The organism is Solibacillus sp. FSL W8-0372, assembly GCF_037969735.1.
Taxonomy (GTDB): Bacteria; Bacillota; Bacilli; order Bacillales_A; family Planococcaceae; genus Solibacillus; species Solibacillus faecavium.
Map to the genome: position 1 here is coordinate 1626692 of NZ_CP150204.1, position 18601 is coordinate 1645292.

The 18601-nt window shown below is 38.0% G+C and carries 16 protein-coding genes; 12 read left to right on the forward strand and 4 right to left on the reverse strand.

What is annotated here, in order from left to right; genetic code table 11:
• Nucleotides 1-108 precede the first annotated feature (108 nt).
• From MKY13_RS08055 to MKY13_RS08065, 3 genes are read right to left on the reverse strand one after another with little or no spacing between them, the layout of a single operon-like run.
• On the reverse strand, nucleotides 109-282 hold the full coding sequence (locus tag MKY13_RS08055; protein ID WP_191699148.1) for a hypothetical protein: 174 nt from the start codon (nucleotides 280-282) through the stop codon (nucleotides 109-111).
• A complete protein-coding gene (locus tag MKY13_RS08060) occupies nucleotides 279-1487 on the reverse strand; it encodes an MFS transporter (protein WP_339216376.1) in 1209 nt (402 codons plus the stop codon). Before MKY13_RS08060 ends, MKY13_RS08055 begins: the two co-directional genes overlap by 4 nt.
• Before the next feature lie 12 nt (nucleotides 1488-1499).
• Complete coding sequence (locus MKY13_RS08065; RefSeq protein ID WP_339216378.1) at nucleotides 1500-2771, reverse strand: helix-turn-helix transcriptional regulator; 1272 nt, start codon at nucleotides 2769-2771, stop codon at nucleotides 1500-1502.
• A gap of 217 nt (nucleotides 2772-2988) precedes the next feature.
• Between MKY13_RS08065 and MKY13_RS08070 the strand changes: the two genes are divergently transcribed.
• The 12 genes from MKY13_RS08070 to MKY13_RS08125 all read left to right on the forward strand — a co-directional run bounded on the left by MKY13_RS08070 (nucleotide 2989) and on the right by MKY13_RS08125 (nucleotide 17606).
• Nucleotides 2989-3540, forward strand: a complete 552-nt coding sequence (locus MKY13_RS08070) for a GNAT family protein (RefSeq protein ID WP_339216380.1) — start codon at nucleotides 2989-2991, stop codon at nucleotides 3538-3540.
• Nucleotides 3541-3678: 138 nt separating this feature from the next.
• Nucleotides 3679-4584, forward strand: a complete 906-nt coding sequence (locus MKY13_RS08075) for an ABC transporter ATP-binding protein (RefSeq protein WP_339216382.1) — start codon at nucleotides 3679-3681, stop codon at nucleotides 4582-4584.
• Complete coding sequence (locus tag MKY13_RS08080; protein WP_339216384.1) at nucleotides 4571-5509, forward strand: ABC transporter permease; 939 nt, start codon at nucleotides 4571-4573, stop codon at nucleotides 5507-5509. The genes MKY13_RS08075 and MKY13_RS08080 overlap by 14 nt, the downstream gene beginning before the upstream one ends.
• A 251-nt stretch (nucleotides 5510-5760) precedes the next feature.
• Complete coding sequence (locus MKY13_RS08085) at nucleotides 5761-6489, forward strand: GntR family transcriptional regulator (RefSeq protein WP_339216386.1); 729 nt, start codon at nucleotides 5761-5763, stop codon at nucleotides 6487-6489.
• Nucleotides 6489-7628 (forward strand): iron-containing alcohol dehydrogenase, encoded by a 1140-nt coding sequence (locus MKY13_RS08090; protein WP_339216388.1) that lies wholly within the window; start codon nucleotides 6489-6491, stop codon nucleotides 7626-7628. The genes MKY13_RS08085 and MKY13_RS08090 overlap by 1 nt, the downstream gene beginning before the upstream one ends.
• The gene (locus MKY13_RS08095) at nucleotides 7625-9379 is read left to right on the forward strand and encodes a thiamine pyrophosphate-binding protein (RefSeq protein ID WP_339216390.1); all 1755 of its coding nucleotides are present in this window, start codon (nucleotides 7625-7627) and stop codon (nucleotides 9377-9379) included. Before MKY13_RS08090 ends, MKY13_RS08095 begins: the two co-directional genes overlap by 4 nt.
• Before the next feature lie 3 nt (nucleotides 9380-9382).
• On the forward strand, nucleotides 9383-10312 hold the full coding sequence (locus MKY13_RS08100; RefSeq protein WP_339216392.1) for a bile acid:sodium symporter family protein: 930 nt from the start codon (nucleotides 9383-9385) through the stop codon (nucleotides 10310-10312).
• Entirely contained in the window at nucleotides 10309-11265 is a 957-nt protein-coding gene (locus tag MKY13_RS08105) for an NAD-dependent epimerase/dehydratase family protein (RefSeq protein WP_339216394.1), read from the forward strand. The genes MKY13_RS08100 and MKY13_RS08105 overlap by 4 nt, the downstream gene beginning before the upstream one ends.
• A gap of 266 nt (nucleotides 11266-11531) precedes the next feature.
• Nucleotides 11532-13172, forward strand: coding sequence for a diguanylate cyclase (locus MKY13_RS08110; RefSeq protein ID WP_339216396.1), 1641 nt, complete (start codon nucleotides 11532-11534; stop codon nucleotides 13170-13172).
• Between the two features lie 12 nt (nucleotides 13173-13184).
• A complete protein-coding gene (locus tag MKY13_RS08115; protein WP_339216398.1) occupies nucleotides 13185-13547 on the forward strand; it encodes a response regulator in 363 nt (120 codons plus the stop codon).
• The gene (locus MKY13_RS08120; protein WP_339216400.1) at nucleotides 13540-16353 is read left to right on the forward strand and encodes an ATP-binding protein; all 2814 of its coding nucleotides are present in this window, start codon (nucleotides 13540-13542) and stop codon (nucleotides 16351-16353) included. Before MKY13_RS08115 ends, MKY13_RS08120 begins: the two co-directional genes overlap by 8 nt.
• A gap of 20 nt (nucleotides 16354-16373) precedes the next feature.
• Nucleotides 16374-17606, forward strand: coding sequence for a DNA polymerase IV (locus tag MKY13_RS08125; RefSeq protein ID WP_339216402.1), 1233 nt, complete (start codon nucleotides 16374-16376; stop codon nucleotides 17604-17606).
• 250 nt (nucleotides 17607-17856) lie between these two features.
• Here the strand turns inward: MKY13_RS08125 and MKY13_RS08130 are convergent, their stop codons facing one another.
• Nucleotides 17857-18375: a nucleoside-diphosphate sugar epimerase gene (locus MKY13_RS08130; protein WP_339216404.1), complete on the reverse strand. Its 519-nt coding sequence runs from the start codon at nucleotides 18373-18375 to the stop codon at nucleotides 17857-17859.
• Nucleotides 18376-18601 lie beyond the last annotated feature (226 nt).

Genomic DNA, 18601 nt, shown 5'->3' on the forward strand with positions numbered 1-18601 from the left:
AATGAAGAGTGACGATTAAGACAGAAAAAGTGACGAATATATAATCAGAAGTGACGATTATCTGCATAAAAGTGGCGAATAACCCAATAAAACTGGCTAATATCTCACCTACCGCAGTTTCCCCAATAAATTTTTCCGTGCCTCCATATGGATTTTATCGTCGCAGCTATCACAGGAAAACTTGCCACGCATATTCCGTTTATACTTTTGGTATTTTGTTGTCCCTTCCACCAATAAAAAAGGCTGTTTACAGCAAAAACAAACCGCTTCATAAGTAATCATTTTAATTCCTCCTGTAAGAATAACATTGAATTTCTTAGTAAATAAACATATACAAGGCAGGCGATGAGGACACCGATAAAAGCAAATAGGCTCGTAATCAACTGTATGGAATAGATTTCGGCTAAAACACCAATGAGCAGTGTCAACACGATTTGCATCACACTTTCGATTAACCCTAACGTACTGCCAAACCGGCCCATAATTTCAGTAGGAATCGTCTGCTGATAAAAAGTTGCATAGCCCGCATTACTAAACGCCATGAACAGCCCAAGCAAAATAAACGAAGTGATGGCCAAAATTAGATTCGATGAAAAGTAAAATACAAAATAGCATACTAAAGTTAAAGAAAACCCTGCTCCAATATATGAAATGAGCGATAATTTTTCTACATATTTAGCAGCCATAAATCCACCAACGATGGCACCAATTCCAGTCAATCCAACAATGATGCCGTATGCAGTATCCGACACTTTATGAAAATCCTTTAAAAACGACATTTCCTGTGAATCAAGTGAATAACAGATCATGAGAGCAGTTGAATATAAAACAAAAAAGTATAAAATTGCTTTTTTCTCACGAATAAATTTCCAGACGACATAAAAGTCATCCCGAATCATGGCAGGGGTAATCGTCTTTGACAGTTTCGTCATTTCGCCTTGAACATTTGGCAGTAAGTACATCATCCATGCACTAAAAAGAAGCATGCATGTGTTTACCCACATCGCAGTTGATGTACTGCTAAAGGCAATGATGGCTCCACTTAACGCAGGGCCAACCATAAAACTTCCGGAGCCTAGCATAGCATTAATAGAGTTGAAGCGTAGACGGTCATTTGGTTGTACAAGCTTTGTAATCATATAGGTAGTGCTCGGATTGGAGAAACATACTGCAATATTGGCGAGGAATATGAAGCAGTAAATTAGCCAAATGTCCGTAAGCAGCGGCATCAAACAAACAATGCCTGCGCGGGATAAATCACTAAATATAAGAATCGTCCTTTTATTGGACCGGTCTACAATAGAGCCGGCAAAAAAGCTGCAAATAATTCGGGCAATTGGACCAATGATATAAATACCTGCAACGGCTGCAGGCGACTCTGTTAAATGCCATACAGTTAGATTAAGTGCGATTAAATAAATCCAGCTCCCTAACTTGGATACACCAAATCCAAACCATAAATAAAAATACTCTTTTCTTAACTCCATACATTCACCCTCTTAGCTGCTCATTCGTTGTCGTACTTTTTCACTTGCAAATAAAGCTTGTTTATAGCATTGGCTAGCATGCTTATAGGCATGGAGCTGTTCGTAAAACTGTCCCCATAAAGGGGCATAAAAAAGGATTAACGCATAGTACTGCTCTTCATTAAAATGCGAAAAAGCCTGTTCTTCCAGCTCTTTTAAGCCGTGAATGGTTTGCTCCTGCTGAACTGCATACTGTAAAAGCTTTCGCTGATAAATGTGGTGCTGGATTGAAAACCGCTGGTCCTCATAACGGTGGAAGAGCATTTCTAATTGCGAGAAATCTTTATGTTGATAACAGGTGCGCATCCAGTTAATAACGGAATGCAGATCTTCATCATACTCATTAGCGGTCTCATAATGCTTACTGGCTTGTTGGAAATCCTGTTGGCATTCGTAACAGTAGGCAATATTATTATGAAGCGAGCTCCACTGCATCGGTGTTTGAATCGATTCAACATTTTTCAGTAGCTCAATACCTGCCTCATATTCCTGTAATGCATCGCGGAAACGGTGGAGATCATTATAAATAACGCCCTTCATCGAGTACAGCTTTAGTTGAAATAATGGTTTAAACTGATGTGTGTAATAGTGTACTGCAAGCTCGATATGCTGCAGAGCCTTTTGAAACTGATAACTACGGTGGTTCGCAAAGGCAATATGATAATGATAATTGGCAAGCTCAAAAGGATGTGCGTTGGATAAATATTGCACATGCTGCTCCTGCTGTTCTTTTTTAGCTAAAAGGTCAAATTCCATAAAGGATAAATGTCCAAACGTTGTAATGGATACAAATAATTCAGTAATACGATCTTTTTTCCAACTGATAACTGGTTCGATTTCATCCAAAAGCTTTCTTGCATCAATATCTTCTTTTATGGAATACAAATATCGACTGTAAATAAGCTTGGCAGTGACTTGAAGTTCAACGGAATACTCATTTTGCATGAGCGTTGTTAATAGCTCTATGTCACTTTCTGCAACAGTAACATTTGATAAAAGCTTTTCGTACACAGATTCCATAAAGGCTGTATGCTCGGAAATATCGTGCTGAAGGCTAGAAAAATCTATGTTTAATTTTGCAAATAACTGTTCATACAAGGCATATTCTGCAATGACAATGCCATTTTCAATGCGGCTTAAGTAGGAAGGTGTACATAATCCTGCAGCCACTTCATCCTGTTTTAGTTTCTTTTTCTGTCTGTAGTATTTTAAAAGCTTACCCCATGATTGTTGTCGTTTTTCCATATGGAACACCTCTTACTCTATTTTATCAAAATAACGTTACGAAATATTGTGAATTTTTGGATTAATATTCATTGTGAACAACAATAAATGGTCCGACTTACACAATTGTGTAAAATAATGCGTAATTTAATTGCATAATATAACCTTGCTCTTATATGATAAGGAAATAAAAAAGATAGTTTTGTTTTTTATTGGGAGATTAGATAGGAGCGATCGTATGTTTTATTATGAAGTGGATAATGAAATACAATTAAAGTTAATTACGCAAAATGATGCAGAGGAAATTTTTGCATTCATTGACCGTTCCCGCAATTATTTGCGTGAGTGGCTTGGTTGGGTAGACAATACAAAAACTGTGGAAGATACGCGTGCCTTTGCGGCAATGAATTTGGAAAAGTTTGCAAAGCGTGAAGCTCTGGACACAGCAATTTTTTATAAAGGGCAATTTGTCGGGAAAATTTCAATAAATACGATTAACTGGTCGCTAAAAAAATGCGAGATTGGTTATTTTTTAGATGAAGGATTTCAAGGTGAAGGCATTATGACACGCGCTGTGAAAGGTATTATTGATATTGCCTTCCATGAATATAAGCTTCAGAAGGTAGAAATTCATGCGGCAGTCGATAATAAGAAAAGCCGCCACATTGCAGAACGTTTAAGTTTTATGCATGAAGGAACGATTCGTCAGGCGGAATGGCTGTACGATCATTATGTCGATCATGCAGTGTATGGTTTGATGGTAGAAGATTGGGTAGGCGAGGATAAATAATGAAGAAGGGACCTCAACATTTATGTGGTGGGGTTTTTTTTATGGAAAAATGAAACTTATTTGGAATTTAAGAAGTATAGTAACTGTTATCTTTTTTATAAATACTTACATAGTTAAGAGGAAAGCAGGTGTGGGCAATTGACGAAACCCATTGTTGAAATTAAGAATTTGAACAAAAAGATCAAAGGGAAGCATATTATTAAAAACTTGAACCTGGATTTTCATCCGGGGCAAATAACAGGATTTTTAGGTCCAAACGGGGCAGGTAAAACGACAACGATTCGAATGATGACAGGCTTAATGTACCCATCAGAAGGTGAGGTAATTATTGATGGTCATACATTATCGAAAGACTATGAAAAGGCCATTAGTAAAATAGGTGTTATCGTTGAAAATCCGGAAATGTACAAATTTATGTCCGGCTACAAAAACCTTCAGCACTTTGCGCGCATGCATAAAGGTGTAACGAAAGAGCGTATCGATGAAGTGGTGGTTCAAGTAGGATTGCAAAATCGGATCCATGAGAAAGTAAAGACGTATTCATTAGGGATGCGTCAGCGACTAGGGTTGGCACAGGCTATGCTGCATCGTCCGAAATTTTTAATATTGGATGAGCCTACAAATGGCTTGGACCCGGCAGGTATTCGAGAGTTCCGTATGTATTTACGGAAAATTGCTACAGAAGATAATGTCGCAATTGTTGTATCGAGTCACCTTTTATCGGAGATTGAACTGATGGTAGACCGTATCGCCATCATTCAAAACGGTGAGCTAATTGATATTCGCGAGCTTCAGCAACAAGCTCCTGCGCAATATTATATTGAAGTTGGACAGCCAGAGCAGCTTCTTGGATTATTTGAGGAACCATTGGATAAAGTAAACGGTGGCTACGTTGTTAATTTAACAAAAGAAGAAGTCCCTGCATTCGTCCGCAAGTTAGTTGAATCCGGAATTGATCTATACACAATTCAACCAATTCAAAAAAATCTTGAGGATCAATTTATCGAGATGACAGGTGGAGGTGCAATCGATGCAATACGTTAAAAATGAATGGATCAAAATGTGGTCACAAAAAAATGCTTGGATCATGCTAGGAATTTTACTCGCATTGCTTGCATTTGTTACTGGTATGAACAAATATTACAGCGTTGATTCCGCTACTAAAGAAGACCGTATTGAAGCGAATGAGAAATGGATAGCCCATTATAATGAAATGTTAAACGAAGAAGGTTTAGCAGATGAAGATAAGCAATATTACAACGATGAAATCGCGATGACTGAATATCGAATCGCACAGGATTTACCTTCGTTTGATGCAATGTCTTTTTCTGATCATATGGAATTGTCGATTTCCATAACAATTATGATCATCGGTATTTTTACCGTGGTAATTGCAGCTGGTATTGTTTCCTCTGAGTTTGGGACAGGGACAATTAAAATGCTCTTAACGCGTCCTGTATCACGCTGGAAAATCTTATTATCCAAACTAGTTACATCGATTCTTTACGGAGCAACATTATTGGCAAGTGGCTTAATTTTCTCCTATATACTAGGTATTATATTATTTAATACGGATTCAGCCGTAACTTTATCGGTTATGAACGGTCAAGTAATTGAGGAAACAGTTAATACGCCGTTTATGGAAATGATTTTATATTCAGTTGGCTCAATCCTTATGACAATTTTATTTGCATTTATGATTGGAACAATATTCGGTTCAAGTACATTGGCAGTAAGTTTATCATTGTTCATCCTGTTAATGGGCTCAACAGCGACGATGTTTATTGCAAAATATGACTTTGCTAAATATGTTTGGTTTGCAAATGATTTATCATTTTATGCACCTGGCAGCATGCCGCTAATTGAAGGGTTAACATTTACATTCTCATTAATCGTAAATATCGTATATGCCATCGTCTTTTTGGCAATTACATTCATTTACTTTATAAAGCGTGATGTAACTGCGTAAAATAGTTTTAGAAAAAAACATATAGTAATAAAACAAAAAAACCTCATCTTTTATCTATCAGGATAATAAGAATGAGGTTTTTTATTTGGATAAAATTTCAAAATAATAGTTTACAATATTATTTTAACATTGTATTTCAGAATATTCAGAAAAATATATTGTAATTATCCAGTTTCAACCATATAATCAGTTTTAACAAAGTTAACTGGTACGGACGTTATGATGTTCGGACCAATGGAGGTGGACGATGGATGAACTTTGAGAGCCATATTCCATTACATATTCAGCTGAAAGATTTGTTAAAAACTGAAATTTTTGATGGAAAGCATGTTGAAAAAATACCGAGTGAACGAGAATTAATGGAGCGTTTTACGATAAGTCGTTCGACAGTAAGAGAAGCAGTAAGTCATCTTGTAAATGAAGGCGTCTTGAAAAAAATACACGGGAAGGGCACGTATATTACAAAAAACAAAACGGTACATGACTGGTTAAATACATTGAACAGCTTTACAGATACAGTGCGAAATATGGGGATGAAGCCAGGCGCTAAGCTACTGCATGCGAAGATGATCGACAATTTCCCGGAGCTGAAAGATTTGCTGAAGCATTCTACATTATTTTCAATTGCACGATTACGAACTGCTGATGACCAGCCCATTGCGATCGAACGGCATTACTATAATCCGCATTTAGGCCAGCAAATATCTGACTACGATTTAAACACGGCGACAATTTATGATGTTCTTGAGAAAGAACTTAATATCGCCATTATTGAAGCGGAACAAACTGTAAGATGTCATCCTATAAGTCTGGAAGATGCGAAACTATTAAACCTTCCGCCTAATATTAATGTCCTCTGTGTAGAAAGAATACTTTTAGGAGCACAAGGTGAAGTAATTGAATACTACAGCAGCTTATTTCATCCGGAATTATATATGTTAAAACTGAAAACGAAACGAGCGGTACAGGGGGTTGGCTAATGAATAATGAATTATTTTTACCAAAGCATGTCGTAAGTGGGATTGGCTCATTTAAGCAACTGCAGCACATTGCCGAACAAAAAAATTGGGTAGCCCCTTTTATCATCTATAGTGCGAGTGCGCTTTCTGAACAGCTTGATACGATGAAGCTAAAGTGGAAGCAAGCAAGCTTTTTTGAAATCTCAAAAGGCGAACCTACCAAATCTGAACTAAAGCGAGCCGTCGATGAATTGAACAGAGGGCAAAGTGATTGTGTGATTGCAATTGGTGGTGGGAGTGTCATTGATTTAGCAAAAGCGGTCGCTGTATGTACGATAAACCCGACATTAGCCTTAACTGATATTCCAAATAAGCCTTTCTTAAACCGACTCCCGTTAATTGCAGTGCCTACAACAGCAGGTACTGGTTCTGAGGCAACAAAAATAACGGTAATTACTGATGAAACACTGCAAACAAAGCTCAATCCTGCACATCCAAGCTTAATCCCGGATGTGGTCATCTTAGATGCATCGTTTACGGTGGATTTGCCGCAGCACATTACGAGCTTTACGGCTTTGGATGCAATGACACATGCAATAGAAGCTTATGTTTCGACAAAGGCAAATGACATGAGCGATTTGTATGCATTAGAAGCTATTCGACTACTGAAAAATATAGAAAAAGTATTCAAAGAGCCTACTAATATTAATGTACGTCAGGAGCTGCTCATCGGAAGCTTTTATGCAGGGATTGCCTTTTCCAATGCATCTACTAATCTTGCGCATGCAACAGGTCGGGCATTAGGTGCAAAATTCCATATGCCGCATGGTCAATGTGTCGCACTGATGCATCCGTTCATAATTGATTTTTCAATGGAAAGTGCATCCGAACGTTATAAGGATATTGCAAAAATAATTGGTCTATCTGATCAAATGGAGTTAAGTACGTATTTAGACAAACTAAATACAGAGCAACAAGTTTGGGAAAGTGCACATTTTTTAGCACCATTACTAACCGATGAAGTAATTGAATATTTAGCGAACCAAGCTCTTACTGGAAACGGAATAGTGACAAACCGACAAGTTCCAACAAAAGAAGATGTGGAGTCTATATTTAAAGCGTTAAGAAAGCGTTTACAAAATAAAGGGGGAAATGAATGATGGTATTGATGACGGGTGGAGAAGTTGTAGCGAAAATGTTGGCAAAAGAAGGGGTAGACAACGTATTCGGAATTATAGATGGTACGTATTTTGGATTTTATTCAAATTTACAGAAGCACGGTATCGAACTAATTTCCCCGCGTCATGAAACGAGTGCCGCTCATATGGCGGGTGCCTATGCACGAGTGACAAATCGTCTAGGTGTTTGTATGGCAAGTAATGGTCCAGGGGTAGCGAATATTTTACCGGGTCTTGTTGTAGAAGAAGCAGAAGGAAATCGGGTTCTTTGTATTACGAGCGCAAGACGCACAGGCATCATGTACCCGGATCGTGGGGGAACGTATCAATGCTTCGATCAGACGGCTACGATTAAACAGTTTGCAAAATGGAGTGAAGCGGTGCCTTCTTTTGACCGTATTCCTGAAATGCTGCGGATGGCTTTACGTAAATGCTATGAAGGGCGCCCGGGTGTCGTCCATCTGGACATTCCGGAAAATATAATGAACACAAAAGTAAATTGTGACATTCATTTTTGGGAGCCATCCGAGTATCGTATGCTGGAGCTGCCGAAAGCTTCGAATTATCAAATCGAACGTACAGCACAGCTTTTAAAATCTGCTACTTTCCCGATTATTCATGCAGGTAGCGGAGTGATTCATGCAGGAGCAAAAAGTGAGCTATCAGAAGTAGCGGAAAAATTGCAGGCGATGGTCACGACAAGTTGGGCGGGGCGCGGAGCGATGAGTGAGGAAAATCCGCTAATGATGCCAATGGTGCATATTGAAGCGAATAATAATGTAAGAAACGATGCGGATGTTGTTCTCGTATTAGGTTCCCGCTTAGGCGAAACGGACTGGTGGGGGAAAGCACCGTATTGGAACGCCAATCAAACGGTTATCCAAGTAGATTTAGAGCCGTCCATTTTAGGAGCGAATAAGCCTGCCGAACTTTTAATTCAGGCAGATATTAAAGCGTTTTTACAGGACCTTTTAGTAGCGCTTAATAATAATGACTTTGATCAGCCGGTCGATACAAACCGCCAACAATTAATTGAAAAGCATCTGGAGAGTAAAAAACAGCATCGTAAAAAATTAAATGAACATATTGCGGATAAAAATAGCCCATTAAATCCAGCACAAATTCCGCATTTAGCTAATAAAATATTCCCAAAAAATACACCGCTCGTTATAGATGGCGGTAATACAGCAATTTGGACGAATTTCTATTATGAAGTAAATGATGAAATGCCGTTATTATCCACGTTTAAATTTGGAATGCTCGGTGCTGGGCTAGGTCAGGCGTTAGGGGCAGCAGTCGCAAAGCCGGAACAGCCGGTGCTATGTATTATCGGTGACGGCGCAATGGGCTTCCATCCGCAGGAAATCGAAACGGCGATCCGCAATAATCTACATGTCGTTTTCATCGTACTGTGTGATAAACAATGGGGCATGGTAAAGATGAATCAGCACTTCGCATTAAGACCGTTAAAAACAATGTGGAAGAAAACACTCGATCCACATGAAAGCATTAATGCAGATTTAGGTGAAATACGTTTTGATAAAGTCGCAGAAGCGATGGGGGCACATGGTGAATTTGTAGATAGTATTGAACAGCTTGAGAACGCACTACGCACATCGATATCAGTAGGGAAATGTACAGTTATTCACACTGAAGTTGACCCTGTTAAGCATATGTGGGCACCGGGACTTCGTTATTTCAAAGATATGCATGCCGAACCGAAAGGAAAATAATGTATGGGAATCGATTCTATTCAAATCAACTTTAATGAAACTGCGTTATTAATTATGAATATCGTGATTGGTTTTATTATGTTTGGCGTAGCGCTTGATTTACAAGTTTCGGATTTTAAGAGATCGTTAAAAACACCGAAGCCTGCTTTAATCGGCCTTGCTTGTCAATTTTTCCTATTACCGGCGATTACATTTGTGCTCGTCAGTATCATCCAGCCTATTCCAAGCATTGCGCTAGGTCTGTTTTTAGTCGCATCTTGTCCTGGCGGGAATTTATCGAATTTCTTAACACATTACGCAAAGGGTAATACCCCCCTTTCAATAAGCATGTCAGCTATTTCTACGGTAATTGCAATCGTAATGACACCGTTGAATACGATGTTTTGGGCATCGATGTACGGACCGACAAAGGAAATTATGACATCGTTCAGTATTAATGTAGTGGATATGTTTACGACCATTTTCTTTATGTTGGGATTGCCTCTTATTGTTGGGATGTATATCCGAAAGATCATGCCAAAATTTGCGGCACGATTCAATCAAATTATGATGAAGCTATCTATTGTTATTTTCGTTTTATTTGTCATCGTTATGGTAGCGAACAATTTCGAAGCATTTATTGATAATGTAGGTGCAGTTGTATGGGTGGTCATTATTCAAAATGCACTAGCTATATGCATAGGTTACTTTGCATCACGAGCATTAAAGGTTGTCGATCGGGATCGGCGTGCCATTGCCATTGAAGTTGGTATTCAAAATTCAGGTCTTGGCTTAGTATTAATTTTTAACTTTTTTGGAGGACTTGGTGGAATGGCTCTTGTCGCAGCATTTTGGGGTATTTGGCACATCATTTCAGGACTAATCATTGCGACTTACTGGTCAAGACGTGCTCCAGATAATACCGTTATCGTTCATCAGGAGGTCCATACATGAATGTTCTCATAACAGGTGCGGGCGGCTATTTAGGTCAGCAGCTCGTCCACCATTTATTAGAAACGACAAGCCATACGATTATCGCTGCAGATATTAGGGAAACATCACCGTTTGAAGCACACGACAATCTGCACTATATCGTTTTGGATGTAAGGTCCAACGAAGCACAGAGGTACTTTGAACAATATGATGTCAATGTAGTCGTTCATTTAGCTTCTATTGTGACGCCAGGAAAGAAAAGTAATCGTGAATTTGAATATTCAGTTGATGTTTTAGGAACAAAAAATATTTTAGAGGCATGTGTGCAGACGAATGTGAAGCGTATTATTGTTTCATCAAGTGGTGCCTCGTATGGGTATTATGCGGATAATGCCGATTGGATTGAGGAAACCGATCCGATTCGCGGTAATGAAGCATTTGCATACTCCTACCATAAGCGGTTAGTAGAAGAAATGCTTGAGCAATACCGATTACAGCACCCAGAGCTTGAACAGACAATTTTTAGAATCGGAACGATATTAGGGGAAAATGTACGCAATCAAATTACGAATTTATTTGAACAAAAAATGTTGGTCGGTGTGTCGAAATCCAAAAGTCCGTTTGTCTTTATTTGGGATCAGGATGTTGTAGCTTGTTTTGCACAGGCTATTGATAGTGAAACAACTGGCATTTTCAATTTAGCTGGCGATGGTGCTGTCACAATCGATGAAATTGGGGCTTTATTGAATAAAAAAGTGATCAAAATACCTTCGAATGTGATAAAGGGCAGTTTGTTTATTTTAAAAAGGCTGAATTTGAGCCAATACGGTGAGGAACAAGTTGATTTTCTACGCTATCGGCCAGTGCTTAGTAATCAAAAGCTTAAGGAAAGTTTTCAATATATCCCCAAAAAATCTTCCATCGAAGTATTTGAATATTATATGAAGAGTCGTATGAAAGCGCAAAGTAAATAATGGGGAAAAACGGATTTTCGAGTAATTTATCGAATCCGTTTTTTTTATTTTATTTGTAGGTCTTTATGACTGTGTAATTCGTCGTTTGTGGATAATGGTAAATAGGGGGTGTTCGAAAAGTCGGTTAAAATATCATTTTGCGACAAATTTTTTAAAAAAGTCTCGTTAATTTTACAAATTATACAAGATACATTGATAAATGATATAGTAATTAAAAATGCAGCTTTATACTTGAGAAATGGTAATCTATTTTAGGGGATGAGTAGATGATTAAAGACAAATATCAAATCATGATGTGTGATCGAATTAATGCCACAATACAATCATGGGAACAACAACCAACGATCCAGGAGCATGATTTATACACTTTCCTACATAATTTAAAAGGTACTGCGGGCTCAATCGGTATGGAAGATTTATCGGAAATTTCCGGCCAGAAGCTTGATTTACTAGAGGAAAATAGTAAAAAAACATGGACTAAAGAAGACTGGAAAGGTTTAACAGTGCAGATTGAGGAAGTTGTAAGCTTCTTCGACACAAACCTGCAACGCAGTAATGCAGATATAAATGAAACCCGCTATATAAATGAACAATTTAATAAAAACTTTATATTAGTGATCGACGATGATATGGTATTTGTCTCGTTTATTAAGAACATTTTGGAGTCGAAAGGCTTTATAGTAATTGTTGCACATAATGGTCAGCGTGGTTTGGAGCTGATCTATGAGCTAAACCCGGCACTTGTCTTTTTAGATATCAAATTACCGGATATTAATGGGTTTTCTATTTTGGAAAACATTAACAAAGTCAGCTCCAATCATATGTTCGTTACGATAATGAGCGTGGATGACAGTAAGGAAAATCGGATAAAGGCTTATGATTTAGGTGCAATGGACTTTATTAAAAAGCCACTCGATGGAAATATTTTAGCTGCCTATGTAAGAAACCGCTTATCATTTAAACAGGCACTTGAACTTTCCATCGTTACTGATGAGTTGACACAAGTATTTAACCGGAAATATATGAACTATCAATTAAGTATGTTAACGGAGCAATATGAAAAAGATCGAAAAGGATTTTCTGTCGCGATTGCAGACATTGACTACTTCAAAAAGGTCAACGATACATACGGCCATATTAAAGGTGATGAAGTATTAAGAGGTTTTGCTAAGACCGTGATGGCTGCAAAGCGCAATGAAGATATTTTCTGTCGCTACGGCGGAGAGGAATTTGTCCTCATTATGCCAAATACTACAAAAGAAGCAGCTTACAGGGTTGTAGAGCGGATGAGGAAATTAGTCAGTGAACAGCACTATATAGGCAACGAAAATGTATTTGAAATTACTGCTTCCTTTGGAATAACTGAAATTGATGAAACTAATAAACATCCAAAAATGTTGCTGGAACAGGCAGATCGAGCACTATATAAAGCAAAAGTATCAGGTCGTAATCAATCCGTTGTGTTCACAGAGGAGGAAACATATAGCATTATCCAAAAGGTGACATTAATCGTTATAGACGATGTTTCGATTATTCGTAAATTTATTACAAATCATTTCGCTGAGATTAAGTTACCGGAGGATTATATACTGGAAATCATTACATTTGAAGACGGCGTAAAGTTTTTAAACTCCAATTGGTACGACAAAAACACGAAATATATTATTTTGCTAGATGGCATTATGCCGCATATGGATGGTTTGGAAGTATTAAAGGAAATCCGTAAAAAGCATTCTTCAAACGATGTGATTGTTTCAATGTTAACCGGTCGTAATGACGAGGAATATGTACTGGAAGCATTCGCTAATGGCGCGGATGACTTCATAGTGAAGCCTTTTAATATAGCGGATGTTTCGAACCGGATTTTGCAGTTGGCCAATCAGTTATTTGTAAAAGTTCGTCAATAGGGGGCGGGAATAGTGAATAGAATTTTAATCGTAGATGATGAAGAAATATTAAGAATGCTTATTTGCGACACGCTGGAAGATTTTAATTTTATCATTGATGAAGCGGACAATGGCTTGGATGCATTGAACAAGATGCAGCAAAACAGCTATGATTTAGTTTTTCTCGATTATATGATGCCGGATTTAACCGGTATAGAAGTAATCGAAAAGCTTTCTCCGGAGTATAAAGAAAATACGCCGATTGTGATGCTGACTGCGAAAGCGCAGGAATCGGACCGTCAAATTGCAATGGAAAAGGGCGCTAAATATTTCATCTCAAAACCATTCAGCCCGATAAAATTAATTTCCTTTGTAGAGGAGTTAAGTAATGCCTAAATTAATTCCCACAGTAAAAAAGAGTGTCCGAAATCAGTTTGTTCGGATGCTTCTGTCGATGTTATTTTTATTTATATTATTTGTGGGGGCATTTTTTGTTTACACAAGCTTAACGAATGAAAGATTGATAGAAGAACGCGACGACATCAATGAAAAGGCTCAGCTCGTCAGGAAGTTGGATGAAAGCTTCAATGGGATTTTCTTTCGCTCAAGAGGATATTATGCCTTTAAAGCGACCAATGAATTAAATGCTCTTTACGATGAAATGAATAGGTTTGAATTGCATCTAGAAGAGTTTGGAAATTTGCCGCTTTCTAATGAAGAAAGACTTTTATATGAGGAATTAAGTGACTTTATAATTGTTTACCGAAATGAAATTCTGCCAAAAGCAATGGGCTATGTCGAGGAGGATAATTACGAAGCGCTGCGTGAATTGTCGAGTAGCGGAACAAATGATTTGGTAAACAATTTCATTTCGTATACGAAAACATACACTGCTGAAACGGATTTAATCGTAAGGGATTTATTTAATCGAACACTAGAGCAAGTGCAGCTTTTGACGGTTTTATATATTTTATTTGGCATGATTGTCGTAGTCATTATCGGAATCATATTGCGGAAGGTTATTCAAAATTTAATCTCGCCGATTGAAAAGTTAACAACGGCAACAGATGCCTTTGCTAGTGGCATCTATGTAGATATAACTCCACTTAAGAAGAAAGAGGATGAGCTAGGTTTATTGGCTACTTCCTTTTATAATATGACGCTTTCCATACAGGATAAGGAAGAAGTATTAACGACTCAAAACGAAGAATTAATGGCACAGCAGGATGAGCTTCAGGGGAACCAGGAACAGCTGAAACAATCATTGAATCAGCTGCAGCAATATAGTGAGCTGAATCACGTATTGACTTTCACATTGGACAAAGGTAAGTTGCTCCAGGATTTGCATGCCTATTTGCGCAGTATTTACGGGTTTGATACGAGCCTCCTATATTTAGTAGGGAGCGATGAATATGTATCGAAAGGGCTGGCAAAGGAGACGACTGAACGGTTAATCAAAAGTCTCGATATTGATAAAATTGCTAGACTGGAAGAAGAAAAGACGTTTGTCATTTGTCGGGAAGTAAATCCCTCTCATCAACATATAGCGGACGCAACCTATTATGCATACGACTTATATTCATGTATACTAAATTCCGAAAAAAAGTTAGTCGCCATTCTATTGGCAACACGCGAGGGAAGAAAGTTCACTGCAACAGACTATTCAGATATCAATGGTCATATGAATCAGGCCTCGATTGCCTTTGAACGGATATTTATGTATGAGGAAGTAGAACGTGCAAGAAAACTAAACCAAAGCATTATCGATACAACAAATGAAGGAATTCAATTCGTCTCGATTTACGGAGAGGTATTGCTTTTAAACGAAGCGCTCTTTAATATTATTCGCTATCCGCATTATGGAATTAAGGAAAAAGTCCCGCAGGAAGTTTGGATGAAGCATTTCCAAAGGATGGTGGGCGAACCGGAAGAGCTGATTTCTTTCTTAAAGAATGCCATTATTGAACAATTTACGAATACGAGAACAATGCGATATTCGATAAACGATGACATCACGTCATTTATAGAGGTTTATGCGACAAGCGTATTTGAAGGTGATGAAAAGGTAGGCACAATGTTTGTTCACCGTGATATTACGAGTGAATACGAAGTGGATCAGATGAAGTCAGAGCTTGTGAGTACAGTAAGTCATGAACTACGTACACCACTATCGAGTGTTTTAGGCTTTACGGAACTACTATTGACGAAAGAAATGCAGCCAGAACGCCAAAAACGTTATATCGAGACGATTCATAAAGAAGCAAGACGTTTAACGAACTTAATTAACGACTTTTTGGATCTTCAACGTATGGAGTCAGGAAGACAAGTGTATGTCATGGAGAAAGTAGCGTTTAATGAAGTAGTTCAAGAAGTATTGAATAAATTCGACTTTAATTCGCAATATAAAGTTCAATTTGAGGACTTATCCGAAAGTTCATTTGTGAAGGCAGATGAAGAGCGTCTAGTACAGTTATTAATCAATTTAATCGGGAATGCGGTTAAGTTTTCTCCTAATGGCGGCGATATTATTATTCGTGCTGAGAAAATTGATAACTGTGTCAAAGTATCGATTCAGGATAGTGGGATCGGTATACCGGAAAGTGAAATTCCGACATTGTTCCAGAAATTTAAGCGCATCGATAATAGCTCCCGACGGAAAATAGGGGGTACTGGATTAGGGCTCGCTTTAAGTAAGGAAATCGTTTTAAATCATAATGGGGAAATTTGGATAGAATCTCAGGAGAATGTTGGCACAACGGTGTACTTTACATTACCATTGTTTGAACAAGCCAATATTGTAAATAGGGAGGACTTATCTGGGCATAGGTCAAGTGCCAATCCAACGGTTATGATTGTAGAGGATGATTTTAGCCAGGCGCTGTTATTATCGGAGGAGCTAAAAAGCAAAGGATTTTCGATTTTATATCATGAAGATATCGAGCGAGCAATGGACGATGCCCAGCAAGTGCCGTTAGTAGGAATCGTTATGGATTTGAAGTTTGGAGAGAATCTAAGCGGAATGGATTTAGTCGAGTTTTTACGTACGAATGAAAAGACAAAAGACATACCGATTATTATTTCGTCTGCATTAGATAAGTCGATGGTTGATGTGGAAAAATACAACGTGGAAAAATACTTTACAAAGCCATATCCACCTGATGAACTGTCTACACTGTTATTAACTATAATCGAAGAAAAATAAAATGGATAGGAGGTGGGAAAATGGCAGCCAACATTATCTTTCATTTAGATATGAATAGCTTTTACGCATCTGTCGAACAGGCGCATGATCCAAGTTTAAAAGGAAAACCAATAGCTGTAGCCGGAAATGTAAAAGAACGTCGCGGCATTATTGTGACAAGCTCTTATGAAGCGCGAGCAAAAGGCATTTATACGACGATGAATGTAGCAGAAGCAAAACGGTTATGTCCTGAGCTGCTATTATTACCACCGGACTTTCCGAAGTATCGAGCAGCCAGTGCAGCGATTTTTTCGATATTACGAAGCTATACTGAAATAGTCGAGCCGGTATCCATTGATGAAGGTTATATGGATGTAACGGAGCTTTCAAAAACGCGTCACCCGTTACAAATAGCGGAGGAAATTCAGCAACGTATATTACATGAGCTCGATTTACCATGTTCGATTGGTATAGCTCCGAATAAATTTTTAGCGAAAACGGCTTCGAATATGAAAAAGCCAATGGGTATAACGGTTTTAAGAATTAGGGAATTAAAAGAGCTACTCTGGCCGCTACCTGTTGTATCAATGCACGGAGTCGGGGAGAAAACAGCGAAAAAATTAAATTCCATTCAAATTTTCACAATCGGTGATTTAGCCAATGCCAATGAACGGACTTTATACAGTGAGCTTGGCAAAAATGGTGTACGCCTGATTAAGCGGGCGAATGGGATTGATAATCGAGCGGTCGATCCAAACTCGATATTCGATACGAAAAGTGTAGGTAATTCAACGACACTGCCGAGGGATGAAAGTGAGTATTACATTTTAAAGGAAACGTTTGAGAAGTTAAGTAAGAGTGTTGCGGAACGGTTAAAGGTAAAGTATTTAGCAGGAACAACCATAACGATTCAAATTCGGAATTATGATTGGCAAAATTCATCACGTAGTAAAACGGTTCGTAATGCAGTTCATCAGGCAGATGAAATTTTTGAAATCGCCTGGAAGCTGTTCACAGATTACTGGGATGAAACACCTGTCCGTTTATTGGGTGTTACTGTTTCGAATGTGGTGGATCAATCAGAACTGACACAGCAGCTGAATTTGTTCAATTTCGAGCAACATATTAAAGACGAGCCGATTGTGCAATTAGTCGATTTAATTGAAACGAAATTCGGAAAAGGGGCAATTAAGCGCGGTGTCCGGGTAAAATCCAAAAGTTATGCCTCTAAAACAAGCTTTAGCAAGGACTTTTTGGATGATCATATGAAATGATATTTTTGCCGTCTGTAGTCGTTGTTCTCCGTTACGGCGGACGCTTTCCTGGGGGCACGGCTCGAGCCTGTAGTCTCTCCCTCGTGCTTGTCCCCTGGGAGTCGCCGCCTTCACTACGAACAACTATTTTTCCCTCTTCATCAAGTAAGTCTCTGCATCTTGATTTTATTGAAATTAATAACCCCATATTACACAGAACCCCTCGGCAATTTCAAATAGAGAAAAATCAAATTCAAATTAGAAAGCCCCGTTATTTTACCTTTATATTCTCTATATACAGATCAACATCTTTCATTAATTGTTTGAATAAGACGCGGTTTTTCTTTTTAATATTGATTTTTTTTCTTGCGGATTTTAAAGAGAATTCTTCATGAACAATACAGCTTCTAAGATTTGCTAATAATTTTGTATTATTTTTAAAATTTAAATGATCTCCCAATTTCTCTTCTAAATCAAGAATGATATTTTTATCGGATGTATTTTTATATTTATGTTTAAAAATAACTTTATAAATGTCTTTTAATAGTTGTTCAGTTAATGAATACAGCTCTACTGTGAGCGTTGCATATTTTCGATCTCTGCGCCTTCCATAAAATTCGTCCAATTCATAATTGCTTAATAGCTCCACCCATTTAAAAGTACCTGATTGATTCGAAGTATTTTTTACAACTTGCTGAAATTCCTTTTCAACTAAGTAAAGATCTGCAAATGCATGGTCCTTTAATTTTTTAATTTCTTTCTTTTTACTCATCTGAAACACTCCTTCCATCGATTGATTTTAATGTTCATTCGGTGTTGCACCATTGTGCAGCAACTCGCCTATATTTTCATACCCGAAATATTGTGCTATTCAACCTTTTTTCCCTCCCTGACACGACAAGGAGGCTTTTTATAAGGAATGTTTTGACTTATTTCAAGAAAAGGCAAAGTTCTTGATGAGAGAATGTTTTATTTAATGCGGAACGTGGAAAAACCCATGCATAGGAGGGATGATG